Source organism: Paenarthrobacter ureafaciens, assembly GCF_004028095.1.
GTDB classification, from domain to species: Bacteria; Actinomycetota; Actinomycetes; order Actinomycetales; family Micrococcaceae; genus Arthrobacter; species Arthrobacter ureafaciens.
Window position 1 is genome coordinate 57,406 of sequence record NZ_SBHM01000001.1, and the last position, 19,664, is coordinate 77,069.

The 19,664-nt window shown below is 63.5% G+C and carries 15 protein-coding genes; 14 read left to right on the plus strand and 1 reads right to left on the minus strand.

Translation table 11 applies throughout. The annotated features are described in order from the left end of the window. Positions 1-34: 34 nt before the first annotated feature. From AUR_RS00260 to AUR_RS00270, 3 genes are all read left to right on the plus strand, one after another. Positions 35-1,168, plus strand: coding sequence for a Gfo/Idh/MocA family protein (locus AUR_RS00260; protein ID WP_241650826.1), 1,134 nt, complete (start codon positions 35-37; stop codon positions 1,166-1,168). Between the two features lie 186 nt (positions 1,169-1,354). After that, positions 1,355-3,316 carry a 3D-(3,5/4)-trihydroxycyclohexane-1,2-dione acylhydrolase (decyclizing) gene (gene iolD, locus AUR_RS00265; protein ID WP_062096754.1) on the plus strand — a complete coding sequence of 654 codons (1,962 nt, stop codon included), beginning with the start codon at positions 1,355-1,357 and terminating at the stop codon, positions 3,314-3,316. Between the two features lie 87 nt (positions 3,317-3,403). Further along, the gene (locus AUR_RS00270; RefSeq protein ID WP_062096756.1) at positions 3,404-4,759 is read left to right on the plus strand and encodes an aldehyde dehydrogenase family protein; all 1,356 of its coding nucleotides are present in this window, start codon (positions 3,404-3,406) and stop codon (positions 4,757-4,759) included. 112 nt (positions 4,760-4,871) lie between these two features. Here AUR_RS00270 and AUR_RS00275 read toward each other — a convergent pair whose 3' ends face one another. After that, positions 4,872-6,056, minus strand: coding sequence for a Gfo/Idh/MocA family protein (locus AUR_RS00275; RefSeq protein WP_021472182.1), 1,185 nt, complete (start codon positions 6,054-6,056; stop codon positions 4,872-4,874). Positions 6,057-6,243: 187 nt separating this feature from the next. Between AUR_RS00275 and AUR_RS00280 the strand changes: the two genes are divergently transcribed. The 11 genes from AUR_RS00280 to AUR_RS00330 all read left to right on the plus strand — a co-directional run. Further along, positions 6,244-7,011 (plus strand): SDR family NAD(P)-dependent oxidoreductase, encoded by a 768-nt coding sequence (locus tag AUR_RS00280; protein ID WP_021472183.1) that lies wholly within the window; start codon positions 6,244-6,246, stop codon positions 7,009-7,011. 53 nt (positions 7,012-7,064) lie between these two features. Then, positions 7,065-8,822 carry an IlvD/Edd family dehydratase gene (locus AUR_RS00285; RefSeq protein WP_170828608.1) on the plus strand — a complete coding sequence of 586 codons (1,758 nt, stop codon included), beginning with the start codon at positions 7,065-7,067 and terminating at the stop codon, positions 8,820-8,822. 32 nt (positions 8,823-8,854) lie between these two features. Beyond that, entirely contained in the window at positions 8,855-9,868 is a 1,014-nt protein-coding gene (locus tag AUR_RS00290; protein ID WP_062096760.1) for a D-2-hydroxyacid dehydrogenase, read from the plus strand. Positions 9,869-9,900: 32 nt separating this feature from the next. Beyond that, positions 9,901-11,358 (plus strand): APC family permease, encoded by a 1,458-nt coding sequence (locus tag AUR_RS00295; protein ID WP_062096762.1) that lies wholly within the window; start codon positions 9,901-9,903, stop codon positions 11,356-11,358. Between the two features lie 24 nt (positions 11,359-11,382). Continuing rightward, positions 11,383-12,393, plus strand: a complete 1,011-nt coding sequence (gene iolG / locus AUR_RS00300) for an inositol 2-dehydrogenase (RefSeq protein ID WP_062096764.1) — start codon at positions 11,383-11,385, stop codon at positions 12,391-12,393. Positions 12,394-12,715: 322 nt separating this feature from the next. Beyond that, the gene (locus AUR_RS00305; RefSeq protein WP_062096766.1) at positions 12,716-13,600 is read left to right on the plus strand and encodes an ATP-binding cassette domain-containing protein; all 885 of its coding nucleotides are present in this window, start codon (positions 12,716-12,718) and stop codon (positions 13,598-13,600) included. After that, entirely contained in the window at positions 13,597-14,595 is a 999-nt protein-coding gene (locus tag AUR_RS00310) for an ABC transporter permease (RefSeq protein WP_021472189.1), read from the plus strand. Before AUR_RS00305 ends, AUR_RS00310 begins: the two co-directional genes overlap by 4 nt. Positions 14,596-14,664: 69 nt before the next feature. After that, the gene (locus AUR_RS00315) at positions 14,665-15,633 is read left to right on the plus strand and encodes a sugar ABC transporter substrate-binding protein (protein WP_021472190.1); all 969 of its coding nucleotides are present in this window, start codon (positions 14,665-14,667) and stop codon (positions 15,631-15,633) included. Positions 15,634-15,746: 113 nt separating this feature from the next. Then, complete coding sequence (locus tag AUR_RS00320) at positions 15,747-18,713, plus strand: FAD-binding and (Fe-S)-binding domain-containing protein (protein ID WP_062099173.1); 2,967 nt, start codon at positions 15,747-15,749, stop codon at positions 18,711-18,713. Between the two features lie 113 nt (positions 18,714-18,826). Next, positions 18,827-19,024, plus strand: coding sequence for a hypothetical protein (locus AUR_RS00325; protein WP_021472192.1), 198 nt, complete (start codon positions 18,827-18,829; stop codon positions 19,022-19,024). Between the two features lie 75 nt (positions 19,025-19,099). After that, positions 19,100-19,664, plus strand: a 565-nt coding sequence (locus AUR_RS00330; protein ID WP_164888651.1) for a TetR/AcrR family transcriptional regulator, incomplete at its 3' end; no start/stop codon positions are given.

A 19,664-nucleotide genomic window follows, 5' to 3' on the forward strand; every position in this document is an offset into this window, starting at 1 on the left:
CGGGATGTTCCAACAAGCACTAACGGAGATTCACATGGAACCCATTCGAGTCGGCATCATCGGCGTCGGAAACGTCCTCAACCAGTACCTTGACAAGATCGGCGTCCACCCCGACGTCGCCGTCGTGGCACTCGCGGACGTGAACGCCGAGGCGGTCAGGAAGCGCGCTGCCGAATACGATGTCCCCAAGGCCCTCACTCCCGACGAGTTGCTGGCCGATGAGGAGGTGGAACTTGTCCTCAACCTCACGCCGCCCAAGCTTCATGCGCCCGTCACGCTCCAAGCGATCGCGGCCGGCAAGCACGTCCTCTCCGAGAAACCCTTCGCAACGTCCCTTGAGGAAGCAAAACAGATCCTGGCTGCAGCACGGGAAGCCGGGGTCAAGGTGGGTTCCGCACCCACCACGTTCCTGGGCTCCGGGATGCAGACCAGCCGCAAGCTGATCGACGACGGCTGGATCGGCACGCCGGTGGCAGCCTTCGCGTCCTTCGCCTGCCGCGGCTACGAGCACTGGCACCCGAACGTCGACCCCTTCTACAGCCCCGGAGCCGGCCCCATGCTGGACATCGGACCGTACCTGATCACCAACCTGGTGAACTTCTTCGGCCCTGTGTCGCGCGTCTCCGCGACCACGCCGCGTTCGTCCGGGACGCGTCCCCGTCCGGGCAAGGAAGAGGAAGTCATCCGGATCCAGACCCCGACCCACGTCACGGGAACCATTGACTTCGAGTCCGGCGCTGCCGCCACCGTGATCGTCAGCTGGGACATCTGGAACCACAACCTGCCGCATCTGGAGGTCTACGGCACCGGCGGCTCGCTGGCAGCGCCGAACCCGGACCACTTCTCCGGGGCTCCCGTGCTGCGCCGCGGCGAGCCGGGGGATCTCGCGCTGGACATGACGCCTCCCGGCGGTGGTGACTGGCGCGAAACGCCCATCACCCACCGTGACGATGCCTACCGCGGCATCGGGCTGGCAGAATTCGGCTACGCCATCCGCAACGGCGTGGAACCCCGGACGGGCGGCGACTTCGCCTACCACGTCCTGGAAGTGCTCTTGGCCTTTGAAGCCTCCTCGGAGCAGGGCAAGCACATAGATATCGAGAGCACCTGCGTGCGGCCCCGGCCGCTGCCCTCGGTTGGCCCGCAGGAGCCCTACCGGTTCGACTAGAGGCCAGGCAAAACAGCGGCCGTCGGCGGTACTCGCGTGCCGCCGTCGACCGCTGTTTTGCGTGTCCGGGGCAGTAGGGGGCTGCGTCCCAAAGTGGGACACAACGTTGCTTTCCCGCAGTGAAAACCTGAGGTTCGGGCGAATCGGTTTGCAAATGCCGACGCACCTACGAATTTAGGAGAACGCATGACTACCACAGCCGCTGCTGACATCGGCACAGACGTCAAGACCGCAGCCGACAAAAAGGCCGTCCGCCGCCGCACCGTCGCACAAGCAATCGTTGAGTATTTGCAGGTCCAGTACAGCGAACTGGACGGTGAGAAGCGCCGACTGGTTCCCGGCATGTACGGCATCTTCGGCCACGGCAACTCCGTCGGCCTGGCCCAGGGCATCGACGAATACGGTTCCGACTTCACCTACTATCAGGCCAAGAACGAACAGTCCGCAGTTCACGCAGCCATCGGCTTTGCCAAGGCGTCCAACCGTGCCGCCACGCTGGCTTGCACGGCCTCCGCCGGCCCTGGTTCCACCAACATGGTCACCGGTGCTGCAACCGCCACGACCAACCGCCTCCCGGTGCTGTTGTTCCCCGCGGACATCATCAACAACCGCTTCGGCGATCCCGTGCTGCAGCAGATCGAGCACCCGGTGGAGCGCGATGTCTCCGCCAACGACTGCTTCCGTCCGGTCAGCCGCTACTTTGACCGGATCACCCACCCGGCCCAGCTGCTGTCCACCCTTCCGGAGGCCATGCGCGTCCTTACCGACCCGGTGGAAGCCGGTGCGGTCGTAGTATGCCTGCCGCAGGACATCCAGGGTGCCGAGTTCGACTTCCCGGAGACCTTCTTCACCCCCCGCGTCTGGCACATTCGCCGGCGCCCGGCAGTTGAGGACGAACTTCGTGACGCCGCCGGGATCATCCGTAACGCCCGGCGTCCGCTGCTGATCGCCGGTGGTGGAGTCCGCTACTCCAAAGCACAGGAAGAACTGGCGCGTTTCAGCGCCGAATTCGGCATCCCTGTCTCGGAAACGTACGCCGGTAAGGGCAGCGGCCCCGTCACCGACTTGAACCTTGGTGCGCTGGGCGTGACCGGCACAGTGGGTGCCAACGAGATCGCCGACGCCGCGGACGTCGTGATTACGGTGGGTTCGCGCCTGCAGGACTTCATCACGGCCTCGCACTCCCTCTTCCAGAACCCTGACGTGAAATTCGTCAACCTCAACGTTGGTGCGTTCGACGCCCACAAGATGGGATCATTCCCCGTCATCGGTGATGCCAGGCTGAACCTCGCGGCCCTCCGGGAACGCCTTTCCGCCGTCGGCTATTCAACATCGGCGGGATTCAGGAGCGACATTGCCGATGCACGCAAGGCCACGCTGGAAGTGCGCAACCACGACCTGGAGGCCTTCCCGGGCGAGAAGATGAGCCAGGCGCAGGTCATCGACGCCTTGAACAGGACCACCACGGGCGAGGACGCGCTGATCCTGGGCTCCGGTGGCGTGGTGGAGGGCATCCACAAAGCCTGGGATCCTTCAAACGGCACCGAAATCCACTTCGAATACGCCAACTCCTGCATGGGCCATGAGATACCCGCAGGACTGGGCTACCGAATCGCCCGCGACGGCGAGCCCGGTGAGGTCTATGTCCTCATCGGTGACGGCACGTACTTCATGCAGCCCACTGAACTGGTAACCGCAGTGCAGGAGCGCCAGAAGATCATCACGATCGTGGTCGACAACCGTGGCCACCAATGCATCTGGCCGCTTCAGGTCGCCAAGGGCGGCCCGGGCCGTGAATTCGGTACGCAGTACAAGGAGCGCAACGCCGGGTCCGGACGCCTTGACGGGCCGGTCCTGGAGTTCGACATCGCTGCCAACGCGGCCAGCATGGGCTGCGCCGCGTGGTCAACAACCACCATCGAGGAGTTTGAGGGCGCCCTCGCCGAGGCCCGTGCCGCTGAGGGGCCCGCCGTGATCGTCGCCCACGTCGAGCAGTACCGGTACCTGTCCGGCAACGGCGCTTTCTGGGACGTCGGAGTGCCGATGACCTCCCAGCGCCCGGGCAGCCAGGAAGGTACCGCCAAGCACCTCGAAGGCCGCGCCCGCCAGCGCTACTACGCTGCCACCACCGCACCCGAACCGCGCTAGGCACATCGGGCGGGACCGCTCCATCGGCGGTCCCGCCCGCTTGTTTTTCGATAACAGTCCCCACTTCCTGACCAAGGAGCATTCACTATGAGCTCATTTGCCGTTATTGATCCGGCTACCGGAACCATTCATGCCGAGTACCCCGCGGCCACCGACGCAGAGGTCGAGGCAGGACTCGGCGCAGCACAGAAGACATACCAGGAGTGGTCCCGGACCACGACCGTGGCCGAGCGCGCTGTCTTGGCCAAGCGCCTCGCGGACCTGTTTGTTGAGCGCAAGGACAAACTGGCCGCCATCATCAACCGTGAGATGGGCAAGCCGTTGCAGCAGGCCGTGGGGGAAGCCGAGTTTTCCGGTTCCATCGCAGCTGCCTTCGCCGAGCACGCGGAAGAGTGGCTCGCGGACGAGGAACTGGAGGTGGCGGATGGACTGAGGACCTTCTTCCGCTATCAGGGCCTCGGCGTGATCCTGGGCATCATGCCGTGGAACTACCCCTACTACCAAGTGGCACGGTTCGCGATCCCCAACATCATCCTTGGCAACACGGTGATCGTCCGCCACGCCAGCCAGTGCCCGGAGTCGGCGTTGGCGTTGGCGGAACTCTTCCGCGACGCAGGTTTTCCCGAGGGTGCCTACGTCAACCTGTTCGCCACCCACCAGCAGATTTCCACCATGATCGCGGACGACCGCGTACAGGGTGTCTCGCTGACCGGTTCGGAGCAAGTGGGTGCGATCGTGGCGGAGCAGGCCGGACGTGCCCTGAAGAAATGCGTCCTGGAGCTTGGCGGCGCCGACGTGTTCCTGGTGCTCGATACCGATGACGTGGACCTTGCAGTGAAGAAGGCCGTGATGGGCCGCATGGGCAACACGGGCCAATCGTGCAACGGTTCCAAGAGGATCGTGGTGCTGGAAAAGTACTTTGACGAGTTCGCCGGGAAGTTCAAGGCTGCCATCGCCGGCCAGTCCTACGAGAACGGCGACTTCGGCCCGATGTCCTCAGATTCGGCCACCAAGTTCCTGGCTTCCCAGGTACAGGGTGCGTTGGACCAGGGCGCCGAAATCCTTGTGGGCAACAATGAGCCCCAAGGCAACGTCTTCACTCCGACGGTGATTACCAACATCACCCCGTCCATGGACGTTTACAGCGAGGAGCTGTTTGGTCCGGTCGCCCAGTTGTACAAGGTCAGCAGCGACGAGGAAGCAATCAAGCTCGCGAACTCCTCGCCGTACGGCCTGGGTTCGGTGGTGATCTGCGACGACGTCGAGCGCGCCGAGCGCGTCGGCAACCAGCTCGACGTCGGCATGGTCTTCGTCGGTGCCTACGACCTCAGCGGTGCGGACGTGCCATTCGGCGGCGTCAAGAAGTCCGGCTACGGCCGCGAACTTGGCAAGGTGGGCATGTTGGAGTTCGCCAACAAGAAGCTGTTCCGCTTCGCGAAGTAGGTCCTGGGAGTGTAGTTTTCAACGCAGCAGAAGGAGGCCGGATCATTGCGATCCGGCCTCCTCCTTTGTCCAGGTTTCCTTCTTTGTCCCCGATTCCTTCTTTGCCCGGGACTCAGGCTCCGTACGTGGTCTGCCCGGACACTTCCGGGATGTCCACCCAGCCGCCGGAACCGGCGCTCTGCAGGGAGGCATCAACGAGTTCCGAAACGGACCAGCCGTCGGCGGCGGAGGGGCCGAGCTGCTTGCCTTCGGCCACGGAACGCAGGAACAGCGCGGCCTCGATGGTCTTGAGGTCGTTGAATCCGATGCCGGGGCCGGGTCCTGGCTGGAAGCGGCCGAATTCTCCGTAGGACGGCGGGGTCATGATGGTGCGGTATCCGCTGCGGTCCGTGGCGAGTTCAAGCTGGTTCATTCGTTCGAAGTTCCAGCGCAGCGAGCCTTCCGAGCCGTACACCTCGATGATGTATTCGGCGTGCGGGCCAATGGCTACGCGGGTGGATTCGAACATACCGATCGCGCCGCCTTCAAAACGGGCCAACATCGCCGTGTAGTCCTCGTTCTCCACTTCACGGGTGACGTCCGATGCCTGGCCCATGTCGAAGGAGTTGGAGGACTTGCCTGCGGGCAGTGGACGGTCCTTGATGAAAGTTTCGGTGACCGCGTTGAGCGAGGTGATCCGGCCAACCAGGAACTGTGCAAGGTCGAAGCCATGGCTCAGGACGTCGCCAAGGACTCCCGAACCGGCGCGTGCCTGCTCGTAACGCCATGTGAAGACCTGCGTCGGGTCGGAGGCATAGCCCGTGAGGAGGCGGATCTGCACGTTGGTGATCCGGCCCAGAGCGCCGGACCGGATGAGCCGACGGGCTTCCGCGACAGCCGGTGCGTGCCGGTAGTTGAAGCCCACGGAGGTGATCAGCCCTGCAGCTTCGGCGCCCTGGGCTATTTCGCGGGATTCCCGGGCACTGCGGCCCATGGGCTTTTCGATCCAGAAGTGCTTGCCGGCCTCGATGGTTGCCATGGCGATTTCGTGGTGCAGGAAGTTGGGGGAGCAGATCGAGACAACGTCGACGTCCGGGTTCTCGAGTACTTTGCGGTAGTCGGTGGCCGTTTCCTTATAGCCGAGTGCGTCCTCGGCGTGGTGGCGACCGGCGTCGTCGGGGTCTGCGGCGATCACCAGCTCGGGGTGGCGCGGCAGTTCAGGGAAGAACTGCTTCGTAGCGAGGTAGGCGCGCGAGTGCAGACGCCCCATCCACCCCACCGAGATGAGGCCAACGCCAATGCGGTTCTGGTCTTCCAAAGTGGACTCCTTAGTTTGTGCCGCTTTCCGGCGGTGCTGTGCCGCGCAGAAAGACGGCATCTGCCCATCAGCCTAGGAACCCACGGAGGGTGCTCTGTGTCTCAATCTGAGACATCCGGGGCCGGGGCGGGGCTGTTTGAGTAGAACGTACTAGTCCCGCAACGCCAACCAAGAGGAGCCGTCGACGATGATGCACCGCAGCCCGTGGAAACGGACGGAACCCTTGCGGGTGATCGTCACAGGAGCGACGTCCGGCGTCGGAGCAGCGACCGCGAAACTGTTCGCTGCCCGTGGTGCCCGGGTAGCGCTGCTGGGCCGCCGCCCGGGGGAGCTGCGGCGCGTTGCGGGAGAGCTCGACGGCGGTGCGCACCACGTGGTTGCCGACGTCGCCAGTGCAGAATCGGCCCGGAACGGCGTCCGGGGAGCCATTCACGCCCTCGGCGGGCTGGACGTGGCAGTCAACGCTGCGGGGGTTGCCGGCTACGCGGCCCTTGAGGACCTGGACGAGGACCGCTGGCGTGAGGTGCTGGACACCAACCTTTCCGGCACCTTCTACGTCGCGCGGGAAGCGGGCCTCCACATGCGCAGGTCCGGGGGAGGGGCGATTGTCAACGTTGCCTCTGACCTCGCAACCATGGGCGTTGCAGGACTGGCCCACTACTGCGCCGCGAAGGCCGGCGTCGTGGGGCTCACGAAGGCGCTGGCCCTTGAGTTGGCGCCCTCTGTCCGTGTCAACGCCGTCTGCCCCGGGCCGATCGACACGCCCATGCTGCGCACCGGCCTGGACGCCGCGCCGGACCCGGTTCTGGCCCTGCGGCAGAAGGAAAGCGCCGTCCCGCTCAGCCGGCTAGCGGAGCCGGAAGAAGTGGCGGCGGCCATCTTTTTCCTCGCCGTCGAGGGCACGTTCGCCACTGGTACCAGCATGGCGTTCGACGGCGGCACTTCGGCCGCTTAGAAGCTTCACCCGACACCTCATCAAGACAAACAAGCCAAGGAGCTTTGAAGGTTATGTCCGATTCGAAGTACAACGATCTCCGCAGCGCACGCTGGTTTGCGCCGCACGACCTCACCGGATTCGTGCACCGCACCGCCATCCAGGCCGAAGGCTTCTCGCGCTTCGCCATTAAGGACCGGCCGGTCATTGGCATTGCCAACTCCTGGTCGGAGCTGGTCAACTGCAACATCCACTTCAAGCTGCTTGCCGAGGCCGTGAAGCGTGGCGTCCTGATGGCCGGTGGTTTGCCGCTGGAGTTTCCCACCATCTCCTTGGGCGAGAGCCTGATGAAGCCCTCGGCCATGCAGTTCCGCAACCTGATGGCCATGGACGTCGAGGAATCCATCCGTGCCTACCCGCTCGACGCGATCGTGCTGTTGGGCGGCTGTGACAAGACCGTCCCCGCGCAGCTCATGGGAGCCGCCAGCGCAGACATACCCACCATCATGCTGACCGGCGGCCCCCAGGAGCCCGCCCACTTCCGGGGCAAGCAATTGGGTGTCGGGACGGACACCTGGAAGTACGCCGATGAACTGCGGGCAGGAAAGATCACCGAGGCCGACTTCGACGAACTCGAGTCCGCCGCCAAGCCCTCCGCCGGGCACTGCAGCGAAATGGGCACGGCCTCCACCATGACGTCCCTCGTTGAGGCCTTGGGCATGTGCCTCCCGGGCAGTGCGTCCATCCCCGCCGTCGACGCCCGGCGCGGGCAAGCCGCTGAAGCCACTGGCCGCAGGGCCGTTGAAATGGCCCTGTCAGGTCCGAAGCCCAGCGAGATCCTGACCAAGGAAGCGTTTGATAACGCCATCACGTTGCTGATGGCCGTAGGTGGCTCCACCAATGCCGTGGTTCACCTTTTGGCACTTGCCCGCAGGGTGGGTTACGACCTTCAGCTGGACCGGTTCCACGAGATTTCGCAGCGCACTCCGCGGATCGCCAACGTCCGCCCGTCCGGTGAATACCTCGTGAAACAGCTCTTCGAGGTCGGCGGCATCCCCACGGTACTGAAGGCCCTGGATCCGCTGTTGCACCGGGATGCCTTGACCGTCACGGGCGAACCCCTCGCAAAGGGCTACGAATCGGCACCTGAGCCGGACGGCGTCGTCGTGAGCACGCTTGAGGCGCCGTTCGATGCATCCGGTGGCATCGCCGTCGTTCGCGGCTCGCTGGCCCCGAACGGTGCGGTGATCAAGCGCAGCGCAGCCTCCAAGGACCTGCTGCAGCACAAGGGTTCGGCCATAGTTTTCGAGGACATCTACGACCTTGGCCGCAGGATTGACGATCCGGACCTGGACATCACGGAGGACTCGGTCCTGGTGCTCCGCAACAGCGGCCCGGTGGGTGCGCCCGGAATGCCGGAATGGGGCATGCTGCCCATTCCGCAAAAGCTGCTGCGCAAGGGTGTCCGGGACATCGTGCGGATCTCCGATGCCCGCATGAGCGGTACCGCGTTCGGCACCACGGTGCTGCATGTGTCCCCTGAAGCTGCCGTGGGCGGTCCGTTGGCCATTGTCCGGGACGGCGATCCGATCGTGCTGGACGTCGAAAACCAGCGCCTGGACCTCGACCTCCCCCAGGAGGAGATTGAAGCCCGGCTCGCTGACCTCAAGCTTCCGCAGCCCAAGTATCGCCGCGGCTACGGCCGACTGTTCATTGACCACGTCAACCAGGCTCACGAGGGCTGCGACTTCGATTTCCTCAAGGGCCTCCCTGATGAGGAACCGCAGCGCCTGCCGTATGGCCTGATGAGCGGCTGGCAGGGCGGCTGGTGAGAAGCCGCGACGAGGAAGGGCAGGGAACGGGCATGTCACGACCCAAAGTAATTGTCATCGTCCAGGAGGGCCGGCCGTTGCCTCCTGTGGAGCGGCTGGACGCCGAGGCCGAGGTAGTGGTGGTCCGGTCCGCCGAAGAGTTCAGGGCGGCGCTGCCCGGGGCGGAAATCCTGTTCCTGAACGACTTCAGGACGAAGCTTCTGCGTGACGTTGGTCCGGGGGAGCTGCGATGGATCCACACCTCGAGCATCGGCGTGGACAGCCTCATGACCCGGGAGATCATCAACGGCGACATCGTGGTGAGCAATTCGCGCGGCGTTTGTGAACGGCCCATCGCCGAGTGGGTCCTGGGTGTCCTGTTGATGTTCACCAAGGACCTGCGCCGAACCATCGAACTGCAGCAAGCAAGGACCTGGCAGCACCGGGAAACCGAACCGTTGCTGGGACGCAAGGTCCTGGTGGTCGGCCCTGGACCTGTGGGGCGCGAGACGGTCCTGCTGCTGCGTGCGGCGGGCATGGATGTGTCGGTCGTCGGGCGGACAGCGCGTGAGGATAAGCAACTGGGCGCCATTGCCTCCTTCGAGGAGCTGGACCTGCTCCTTGGGGAGGCCCAGGACGTGGTGCTGACCGTGCCGCTCACTGAGGAGACGCGCGGGCTGTTCAACGCTGCACGCTTTGACAAGATGCGTCAGGGAGCACGGTTGGTCAATGTGGGCCGCGGGGCCGTGGTGGTGGAACAGGACCTGCTCGACGCCATCGACGCCGGGCACCTGGGTGCAGCAGCCCTGGACGTTTTCGCGAACGAGCCGTTGGCAGCTGAAAATCCACTCTGGAGCCGCAGCAACATCCTGGTCTCGCCCCACGCCTCCGGGGACCTGATCGGGTGGCGTGGCCGAGTTGTGGACTGCTTCGCAGCAAACCTGCAGAAGTGGAAGACGGGCGAGCCGCTCAATGACATCGTGGACCTGAAAAAGCTTGGCGGAACCGCTCCAAAACCCCTGTCCCAAGCTGGTACAGTGCTCCCACAATCCGCGTCGATAGTGTGATTCAGCACTCAAAACTTCGCGACGAGGATTACATGTCAAGCACAACAAAAGGGAAGCAGACGCCTACCCGGACCCAGGAAGACAAGCTCAGCGGCAACATGGGGGTGGGCGAGCTCGTGATGAACGTGCTCGCCTTCTCCTCCCCGCTGACCACCGTTGCAGGCACCCTGCCTGTGATGCTCCTTTTCAGCGGGCACACGGCTCCGGGCATCTACCTCCTGGTGACGTTGATGCTCCTGATCTTCTCAGTGGGTTTCGTCAGGATGAGCCGCAGCGTGGAAGCTCCAGGCGGCTTCTATTCATTCGTCACCGCCGGCCTTGGCAAGCCGGCCGGTCTTGGTGGTGCACTGTTGGCGCTGGTGGGTTACATCTTCATCGGCTTCTTTGCGCCGTCCCTGTTCGCCCTCACCTTGCAGGGCTTCGTGGTGAACACCCTGGGTGGTCCGGAGATTCCGTGGTACTGGTACGGGTTGGGCATCATCGCCGTCACCACGCTGTTGGCTTACAACCGCATCGACTTGTCGGCGAAGGTCCTGACGGTGGTCATGTTGCTGGAATCGGCCGTGGTGGTCATTTTCGATGTGGCCGCGTTCGCCTCGGGCGACGTGTCACAGGGTGTCGGGTTCTCCATGCCCTGGATCACCGACGCCGGGTTGGGCCTGGCCCTGTTGTTCGCCGTGGGAAATTTCTTCGGGTTCGAAGCGACGGTTATCTACCGGGACGAAGTGAAGAACCCTGACCGGACCATTCCCAGGGCCACGTATCTGGCGGTGGTCGGCATTGGCCTGTTCTACGCGGTGGCCGCATGGGCCTACACGGCATTCCTCGGCGCCGACAATGTCCAGGACGAGGCCAAAGCAAACACGGTGAACCTGTTCAACGACGGAGCCACGGCGCTGGTCGGCAAGATTTTTGCCGATATCGGGGTGGTCCTGTTGATCACGTCGATCCTGGCCTCCATGCTGTCCATCCAGAATATTGCGGCCCGGTACAGCTTCTCGCTGGCTGCCGACGGGGCGCTGCCGAGGATCCTCGGCCGCGTCCACCCACGGCACAAGTCCCCCTATGTTTCGGCGGTGGGCGTGGGCATGGTTTGGGTGGTTGCCACTGTGGTGTTCACCCTGGTGGGGGTTGCTCCCGAGGCCCTCTATCCGATCGCCAGTGGAAGCGGCACGTTCTCGGTCCTGCTGCTGATGTTCATTACGAGTTTCGCGGTGCTGGTCTACTTCGTGCGCCGCCGCAGTTTCGCTCCCGAATCCGTGTGGAAGACCATTGTTTCCCCCATCGTCAGCGTGCTGTTCCTTGGCCTGATTACTTATCTGGCAATTGCGAATTATCCCGAGCTGATCGGTGGATCGGCCGTCATGACGGCAATTTTCATGACATTTACTTTTGCTTTGTTCATCGGCGGCATTGTTTATGCATACTTCCTGCGTTCAAAGCGCCCCGAGGTCTATGTGCGTTTGGGCCGGCAGAAGATCGATCAATGACCACTGCATTATTGGAGGGCTGCAATGACGCAACAGATCAGGGTTGGCCTGTTCGGGACCGGGAGGATCGGTCAGGTGCATGCCATGAGCCTGGCAACGTTGGAAGAAGCGACGCTCTCCTGGGTGTGCGATCCGTACCTGGAAGGTGCCAAGCGGACTGCTGCCGAGTTCGGCGGCAGGGTCAGTGACGACCCCGCCGAAGTCTTTGCTTCAGGGGAAGTGGATGCCGTCATCGTTGCCTCTCCGACCGCTACCCACGTGGAACTCATTGAACAGTCGATCGATGCAAATATCCCCGTGCTGTGTGAGAAACCTGTTGACCTGGAGATTGCCCGGGTTGATGCACTCCGGGCCAAGGCGGCTGCTGCGGATGTTCCGATCGCTTTGGGGTTCAACAAGCGCTTTGACCGGCATTTTGTGGAACTGCGGCGGCGGGTGGGGGCCGGGGAGATCGGTGCCTTGGAGCAGTTGATCATCACGAGCCGGGATCCAGGGGAGCCGCCGGCGGCTTACCTGCCCCAGTCCGGCGGGATTTTCCGGGACATGACCATCCACGACCTGGACATGGCCCGCTACTTTCTTCCGGACATTGTGGAGGTCTCGGCCCGCGGTGCCAACGTCTTCAGCGAAAGCATCCGGGAGGCGGGCGACTTCGATTCCACCGTGGTCACCCTTCGGGGTTCCAACGACCAACTCGTGACCATCCTCAATTCAAGGCATTCCGCGTACGGCTACGACCAGCGCATCGAGGCCTTCGGCTCCACCGGTTTGCTCCAAGTGGCCAACAAGAACGACAGCCTGGTGCGGCATTGGGGCACGCGTTCCGTCGAGGGGACAAGCCCTTACCAGAACTTTTTCCTGGAGCGCTATGCGGAGGCGTACCGGCTTGAAGTCGCCGAGTTCCTGCGCGCTGTCCGCGGCCTGCCCTCCCGGAGTCCCGGCTTCGAGGACGGCCGTGCTGCCTTGGTCCTGGCCGACGCGGCGGAGAAGTCAGCCCGAACAGGCGCTGCCATTGCCGTGGATTTGTCAGCGTAGCCCTTTGACTGCCCGGCCCGGGCACGGATTCTTTCGCAACAATCCGTGCACGGGCCGGGCATTTCCCTTTTAACTCCGGCTAATTCCCATTGATTCGTTTCCTATGGCAACAATTTCTGCAAGCCGTGTTCCAAAGTGGCACACACGCCGTTGCGTCGAGTCCGTCAAAGTTCAAGTAAGTGAAACAGAGTGGCGCAGGTCACGCGGTTTATGGGTGTCTTTGGATTTCCCGCCTCCGCAACGTCAAACAATGTGGTTGGACGGACCATCGCCAATGGTGTTTCACCGGTTCATTTGCTTGGCCCTATCAATCGAGGATGAGATGACCGATGCACCACCGGTGACAGCTCCACTTGTCGCCCTCAAGGACATACACAAGACATTCGGGGCGGTGTCCGCATTGCGCGGCGTCAGCATCGATGTCATGCCCGGCGAAACCTTCGCTCTGCTAGGAGACAACGCCGCCGGCAAATCAACGCTCATGAAAGTGCTGACGGGCGTCTACCAGCCCGATCGGGGCGCCATTGAGCTGGATGGAAAACGGACCGAGTTTCCTACGCCGTCCGCTTCCCGGGATCAGGGTGTCGAGATGGTCTACCAGGACTTTGCCCTGGCAGACAACCTGGACGTACGCACCAACATCTTCCTTGGCCGGGAACCACAGAAGAATATCCTCGGTCCGCTGGTGCGGATCATCGATCGCAAGAAGATGGAATCCGAGACCAAGCGCGTGCTGGAGCGCCTGGACATCCCCATCAACCCGCGCCTGAAGGTCAAGCGCCTCTCGGGCGGTCAGCGGCAGGCCGTGGCCATCGGGCGCGCCCTGGCATTCGATGCACGTCTGATCATCATGGACGAACCCACTGCCAACCTGTCGGTGGCCAAGGTGGACAAGTTGATCGAAGTCACCCAGCGGCTCAAGAATCTGGGGATTGCAGTCATCATCATTACCCACCGGCTCGACGAAGCCTTCGCAGTGGCAGACCGCTTCGCCGTCATGCGCCAGGGGCAGGTGGTGGGCCGCTTCCGCGTCGGCGAGGTCTCGGAAGCCCAAGTGGCCCACCTGATCTCCCACGGCACCTTGGATGACTACGTCGACACCGGAAGCGGCATCCCCGATGACCGCCGCAAGATCGGAAGCACGTCAAGCAAGGAAGCTGTTGATGCCATGTCCGTTGGCGGACCTGCAACCGGGAGCGACTCATGAGCCTCACCATGGACAACCTCAAGACAAAACTAGGACCCGCCGATCTCAAGGAGGGCCTGACGGCCACCAAGGTCAAGCGGTTCATTGGAGACTACGGGATCATCATCCTGTTCGTGGTGATCCTCATCGTCCTTGCCGCGGCCGCGCCGAACTTCCTGACCCTGAACAACATCGTGAATGTGGTCCGGCAGTCATCGATTATCGGCTTGATCGCGCTAGGAATGACGTTCATCATGATCACCGCGGGTATCGACCTGTCGGTTGGTTCGGTCGTCGGCTTGGCGGGCATGACATTCGCCATCCTGGCACCCGCCAGTGGCGGCGCCTTCTGGCTCCCCCTGATAGCCGGCCTGGGTGTGGGACTCCTGGTCGGTTTCCTCAGCGCAGCCATGGTTGTCTGGGGAGCAATCCTTCCCTTCCTGGCCACGCTGGCCACCATGGCCATAGCCCGTACCGCAGCCCTGGTCATCACTGACGGGCAGGTTGTTTCCGGGTTGAGCGGACCGGCCGAATGGCTGGGCTCCGGTTTCCTGGGTCCCGTTCCGGTCCCTGTGATCATCTTCCTGCTTGCCGCCATCATCTGTGAGTTCGTGTTGAGCCGTACCAAGTTCGGCTCCCATGTGTACGCCGTGGGCGGCAACGAAGAGTCGGCCAAGAAAGTGGGCATCTCCACCAGCCGGGTGCTCTTCACCGTCTACCTGATCGGTGGCGTGACGGCTGCCTTGGGCGGTCTTGTCCTGACGGCCCGCCTGGATGGCGCCGCACCCGTGGCAGGTACCGGATACGAGCTCCAGGTGATCGCCGCCGTCGTGATTGGCGGCACGAGCCTCTTCGGCGGTGTCGGCACCATCCGGGGAACCGTGATCGGTGTCCTGCTGCTGGGCGTCGTCATGAACGGCATGAACCTGCTCGGCGTTTCCTCCTACTACCAGCAGGGCGTACAGGGCGTGATCCTCGTCCTCGCCGTGCTGCTGAACCGCTGGAAATCCGACTAGTCCAGCACCCAACCAACGCAACACCACCATCTCCAAGCGCACAGACAAAAACCACTGAAAGGAACAACCATGGGAATGCGACACAAGCTCGCTGCGGCCACAGCCATGTTGGCTGCCGGAGCCCTGACCCTCACCGGCTGCGGAGGCAGCAGCAACGCCAGCGGTTCCGAACAGTCCGGGAAGAGCTACAACATCGGCGTTGTGGTCCTCGACCTGCAGGACCCGGACTTGGCGCACATGACCGACGCCATGAAGAAGACGGCTGAAGAAAAGGGCGTCAAGCTCAACATCACCGACTCCAAGAAGGATGTGGGCAGCGAACTGAATCAGGTTGAGGACCTCCTCACCCGCCAGGTGGACGCTGTTATCATGCAGCCCCTGGACGGCGATGCCAGCCAGAACGCCGCCAAGCGGGTCATCGCTGCCAACATCCCGTTGTTCATCCTGTCCACCGAGTTCGCGGAAGGCTCTGACGTCGGCTACAAGAGCTACATCGGTGTCGATGACACCGTAGCCGGCCAGATGCAGGCCGAGTACCTCAACAAGGTCATGCCCGACGGCGGCAACCTGGTGTTCGCCGCGGGCATCTACGGTGCCTCGTGGACCGACCGCCGCAAGTCCGGATTCGACAAGACGATCAACAAGAACTTCAAGATCGTGGCCGAATTCCAGGCCAAGGGCAGCCGCGACGACGCCAAGCGCAACATGGAAGACACCCTCCAGCGCTTCCCGTCCGGCCAGATTGACGCCGTGGTGGCCAATAACGACGAAATGGCCATTGGTGCCGCGTCGGCCATTGAGGACGCAGGCCGTACGGCTGAGTTCAAAGCAGTAGTCGGCGTCGACGGAACCGAGCCTGCCTTGCAGGACATCAAGGCCGGCACCATGTCCGCGACGGTCCGCCAGGACTCCGCGGGGCAGGGCGTCAAGGCAGTGGAGGTTGTTACGGACTTCCTCAACGGCTCCAATGTGGACAACCGCTACACCTTGCCATTCACCCTCATCACCAAGGACAACCTGTCCGAGTTCCTGAAGTAGCCACTTCCGCATAAGGAAACGGGCACAGCGGATTCCGTCCGCTGTGCCCGTTCTGTTTTGGCACAGTCCGCCTGGCGGGCCCCCGCCTAGACTTCCAAAGGACCACTATGGAAATGGAGAAGTCGATCATGCCCCACGGCCACGGCGGAGACCCAACACTGACGCGGCTGCTTGCCGCTCTGCGCGGGCAAGGCATCGAGGTGGACGATTCTCCGCGTCGCCTCTCCGAATACTCCTACGACGCCTCCAACTACCGCGTCCGGCCTGCCGCCGTAGCCTTTCCGGCAAACGTCGACGACGTCAGGGCAGTCGTGCGCGAATGTTCGGCCCTGGGCATATCCATCACGCCGCGCGGCGGCGGCACGTCCATGGCGGGCAATGCGATCGGCACTTCCTTGGTGCTGGACCTGTCACGCCGGATGGCGGCCGTGGAAAAGCCCGACGCCGGCGAGGCAGCAGTGTGGGTGGATGCCGGCGTGGTCCTCGGTGAGCTGCGCTCGTACATAGAGTCCGTCACGGAAGGCACGTTGACCTTTGCTCCCGATCCCTCATCCATGACCCGGGCCACCGTGGGCGGTTCGATTGGCAACGACGCCTGCGGCAACCACTCAGTGGCCTATGGACGCATGACGCAGCATGTCGAGGAGGTGGAGCTCGTCACGGCTGACGGTGCCTACCTGCGCGCCGGGCGGAACTTCCTATGCGCCGTTGATCACCGGGACGGGCACTCCGTTGCCCGGGCAGCAGAGCTGCTCCACGGGTTGAAGGAGCTCGCCCAGGCCAACCTGGCTGCACTCCGGGTAGAACTGGGAAACATCCCGAGGCAGGTCTCGGGTTACCACTTGGGACACCTGTTGCCCGAAAACGGCCTGGATGTTGCCGCTGCCATGGCCGGCAGCGAAGGCACTTGCGCCATCGTGGTCAGGGCCAAGGTGCGCCTGGTTCCCAAGCCGCGCACAACAGCGCTGCTGTGCCTCGGTTATGCGAACACCATAGATTCCGCCCGCGACGTGATGACCATCCTCGCCGCCAAGCCAAGCGCCATCGAAGGCCTGGACGCGTCAATTGTGGACATTATGCGCCACAGGCGTGGTGCCGGCAGCGTTGACTCCCTGCCGCAGGGCAAGGCGTTCCTGATGGTCGAATTCCCCGGGGACACGATTCAGCAGGCCTCGGCTGCTTGTGAGCGGCTGCTGGCCAAACTCGCCGCCGACGGCAGGATCCTCGCTCATGCCCTGGTCACCGAACCCCTGGAGCGGGCCAAGCTCTGGCGCGTCCGTGAAGACGGGGCAGGGCTGTCATCCCGCCGGATTGACGGGATCCAAACATGGCCGGGCTGGGAAGACTCCGCCGTTGCCCCGGATCGATTGGCGGACTACCTCGCGGAGTTGCTGCCCCTCGTGGAGAGGTACGGCTACACCGCTTTCATGTACGGACACTTCGGCGCCGGCTGCGTCCACATGCGCCTCGATTACGATCTCCGCAGCGACAACGGACGTCATACGTTCGAGGAATTCACCCGGGAGGCGGCCAAGCTCGTGGTGGCCCACGGCGGATCACTGTCCGGGGAACATGGCGACGGTCGCGCACGCAGCGAACTGCTGGAGGTGATGTACACACCGGCAATGCTTGGCATCTTCAAAGCATTCAAGCACCAATGGGACCCTGCAGGAATCCTCAATCCCGGAATCATCGTGGACCCCGAACCCTTCGCCGCATCGCTTGCCTTGGCGGGTGTTGCCCAACCCGGCCCCGGCCACGGCGAGCCCGACGCGGCGCCGGGTACCGCCGTCGTGCATTCTGCAGGAAACCGTGAATTGCTCCCGGTGGTGAGCCCGTTTGTGGGCAACACGCACGCATGCATCGGGGTGGGGCGCTGCCGGGCGACGTCCGGCGGATTCATGTGCCCCAGCTACCGCGCCACCAAGGACGAGAAGGACTCCACGCGGGGACGGGCAAGGGTCCTTCAGGAACTGGTGCGGGCCAAAGGAACCAGCCATGACGGCTGGTCCAGCCCCGAAGTCCGCGAGGCCCTGGACCTCTGTTTGTCGTGCAAAGCGTGTTCCGCCGGCTGTCCCACGGGAGTGGACATCGCCGAAGCAAAATCCCAACTGGTGGATGAACATTACCGCGGCAAGATCAGGCCGTTCACGCACTACTCCATCGGTTGGCTGCCGCGCTGGCTTCCGTTTCTGACGCGCATCGCGCCGATCGCCAACGCGGGAACCGCTGTCCGCCCCTTCCGCATCGTTGGTGAATGGCTGGGCGTCAGTGCACGACGCCGGCTACCGGACTTCGCAAAGCGGGGCCGGATCCGGCGCCGGGTGCGTGAGGCACGCTTCACGGACAATGCCGACCTCCTCCTGTTCATCGACAGCTTCACCCGGGCCTTCCGCCCCGAAGTAGTCCCGGCCGCTGCCCGGGTGCTGCGCGACTCGGGCGCCTCCGTGGGCTGCACCCCGGACGCCTGCTGTGGCCTGACGTGGATCTCCACTGGTCAACGTGACGGGGCGCTACGCCGGCTGGCACGGCTGATTACCAGGCTCGACGACGGAACTGACCGGCCCATCGTGGTCCTGGAACCGAGCTGCGCGGCCACCATCCGTGACGAGGGTCCCAAGATGGTGGGCGGGGCGGCGGCTGCGCGGGTAGCTGCCAGGGTCCGCTCGTTCTCCGTCGCCGTTGATGAAGCGATGTCACGCGGCTGGAGGCCCACGGCCCCAGCGCCGGAAGAGGCCGTACTGCAAACCCACTGCCATGAACACGCCGTGTTCGGCTCCGGCGCCCAGAAGCGCGTTCTCCAAGCCTGGGGTGTGCCGGAGCTCGTGGAGTCGTCCTCATGCTGCGGAGTTGCCGGCAACTTTGGCTTTGAGGCTGAACACTTCGACGTGTCCATGCAGGTAGCCCGGCACTCCCTTGTGCCGGCGCTGGCAGCCGGCGGCGGGGCGCTGGTCCTGACAGACGGGTTCAGCTGCGCCATGCAGGTCTCGCAGCTTGATTCCAATCGCTCCAGCCTCCATTTGGCGGTGGCGTTGGATCCCGGACCGTCCCGCGAAGCCGGGCGGGTGCCTGGTTCATGATGACCGGGCGGCGCGCAGCCGCGGGTGTCCCAAACTGACACGGTTGGTGCGTTGGCAGGGGATTGATGCTTGAAGAGACCCAACAACCCCCTTATTTTTGAGAGTTGATCTCGATGATGAACAGGAAGCTCGCAGAAGGACGGCACGCCGAATGGTTGCGGGCATCGGCACGCTTCAACGAAACCGATCTTGGCGAGCGGACTGACCTTCACGTGAAGCGCTCCGGGAAGCTCGTTCACCGGATCCTTCCGGACATGGCGCAAGGGCGCGACATCAGCGACGCCTCGCCATGGCCAACGCCGGGCTCATAGCGGGACGAAGAACCCTTCCCTGCCTAACGACCGTTAGTTAGACTCTAGGGAGAGTCATCCCATCCTGAGGAAGCCATGAGTCAATCGCCGCGTGAGCAGGCAAACGCCGCCATCAAGAAGTTTCTGTCCCGCCGGGATTGGTCCGCCGAATCTCCTGCCCGCCGCCGTACGCTGGCCGCCTTTCTTCGCCTGGCCACGGAACACGGCTTCGAATCGGTGTCAATGCGCACCTTGGGCCACGAGCTTGGCTTGAAGGCTCCGAGCCTCTATTCGAGCTTTCCCCACGGCAAGGACGAGATTGTCGCCGAGTCACTCCGCTGGTTCACGTACAGATTCGCCCATGACCTGCTCGACGCCGCCCTGCCCTCGAGGAGTCCCGAGGAGTACTGGGAGGTGCTCGTGCGCTTCCATTTTGCCCAGCAGCTGCGGCGGCCTGAAGCCGATCTCTGGAACTTCCTGGTTGCCAGGGACAAGGTGGCGCCATTCCTGGACCCGGATGCGCGTGAAGAAGCCTATTCGTGGCTGGAGCTGCATGAACGCATGTACGGCGCGGCGGCGGAAGAAATGGGAAGGAGCATCACCGCTGAAGGCATCAAAGCGGTCTTCACGGTGCTCGACGGAGCACAACGATGGTCCGCGT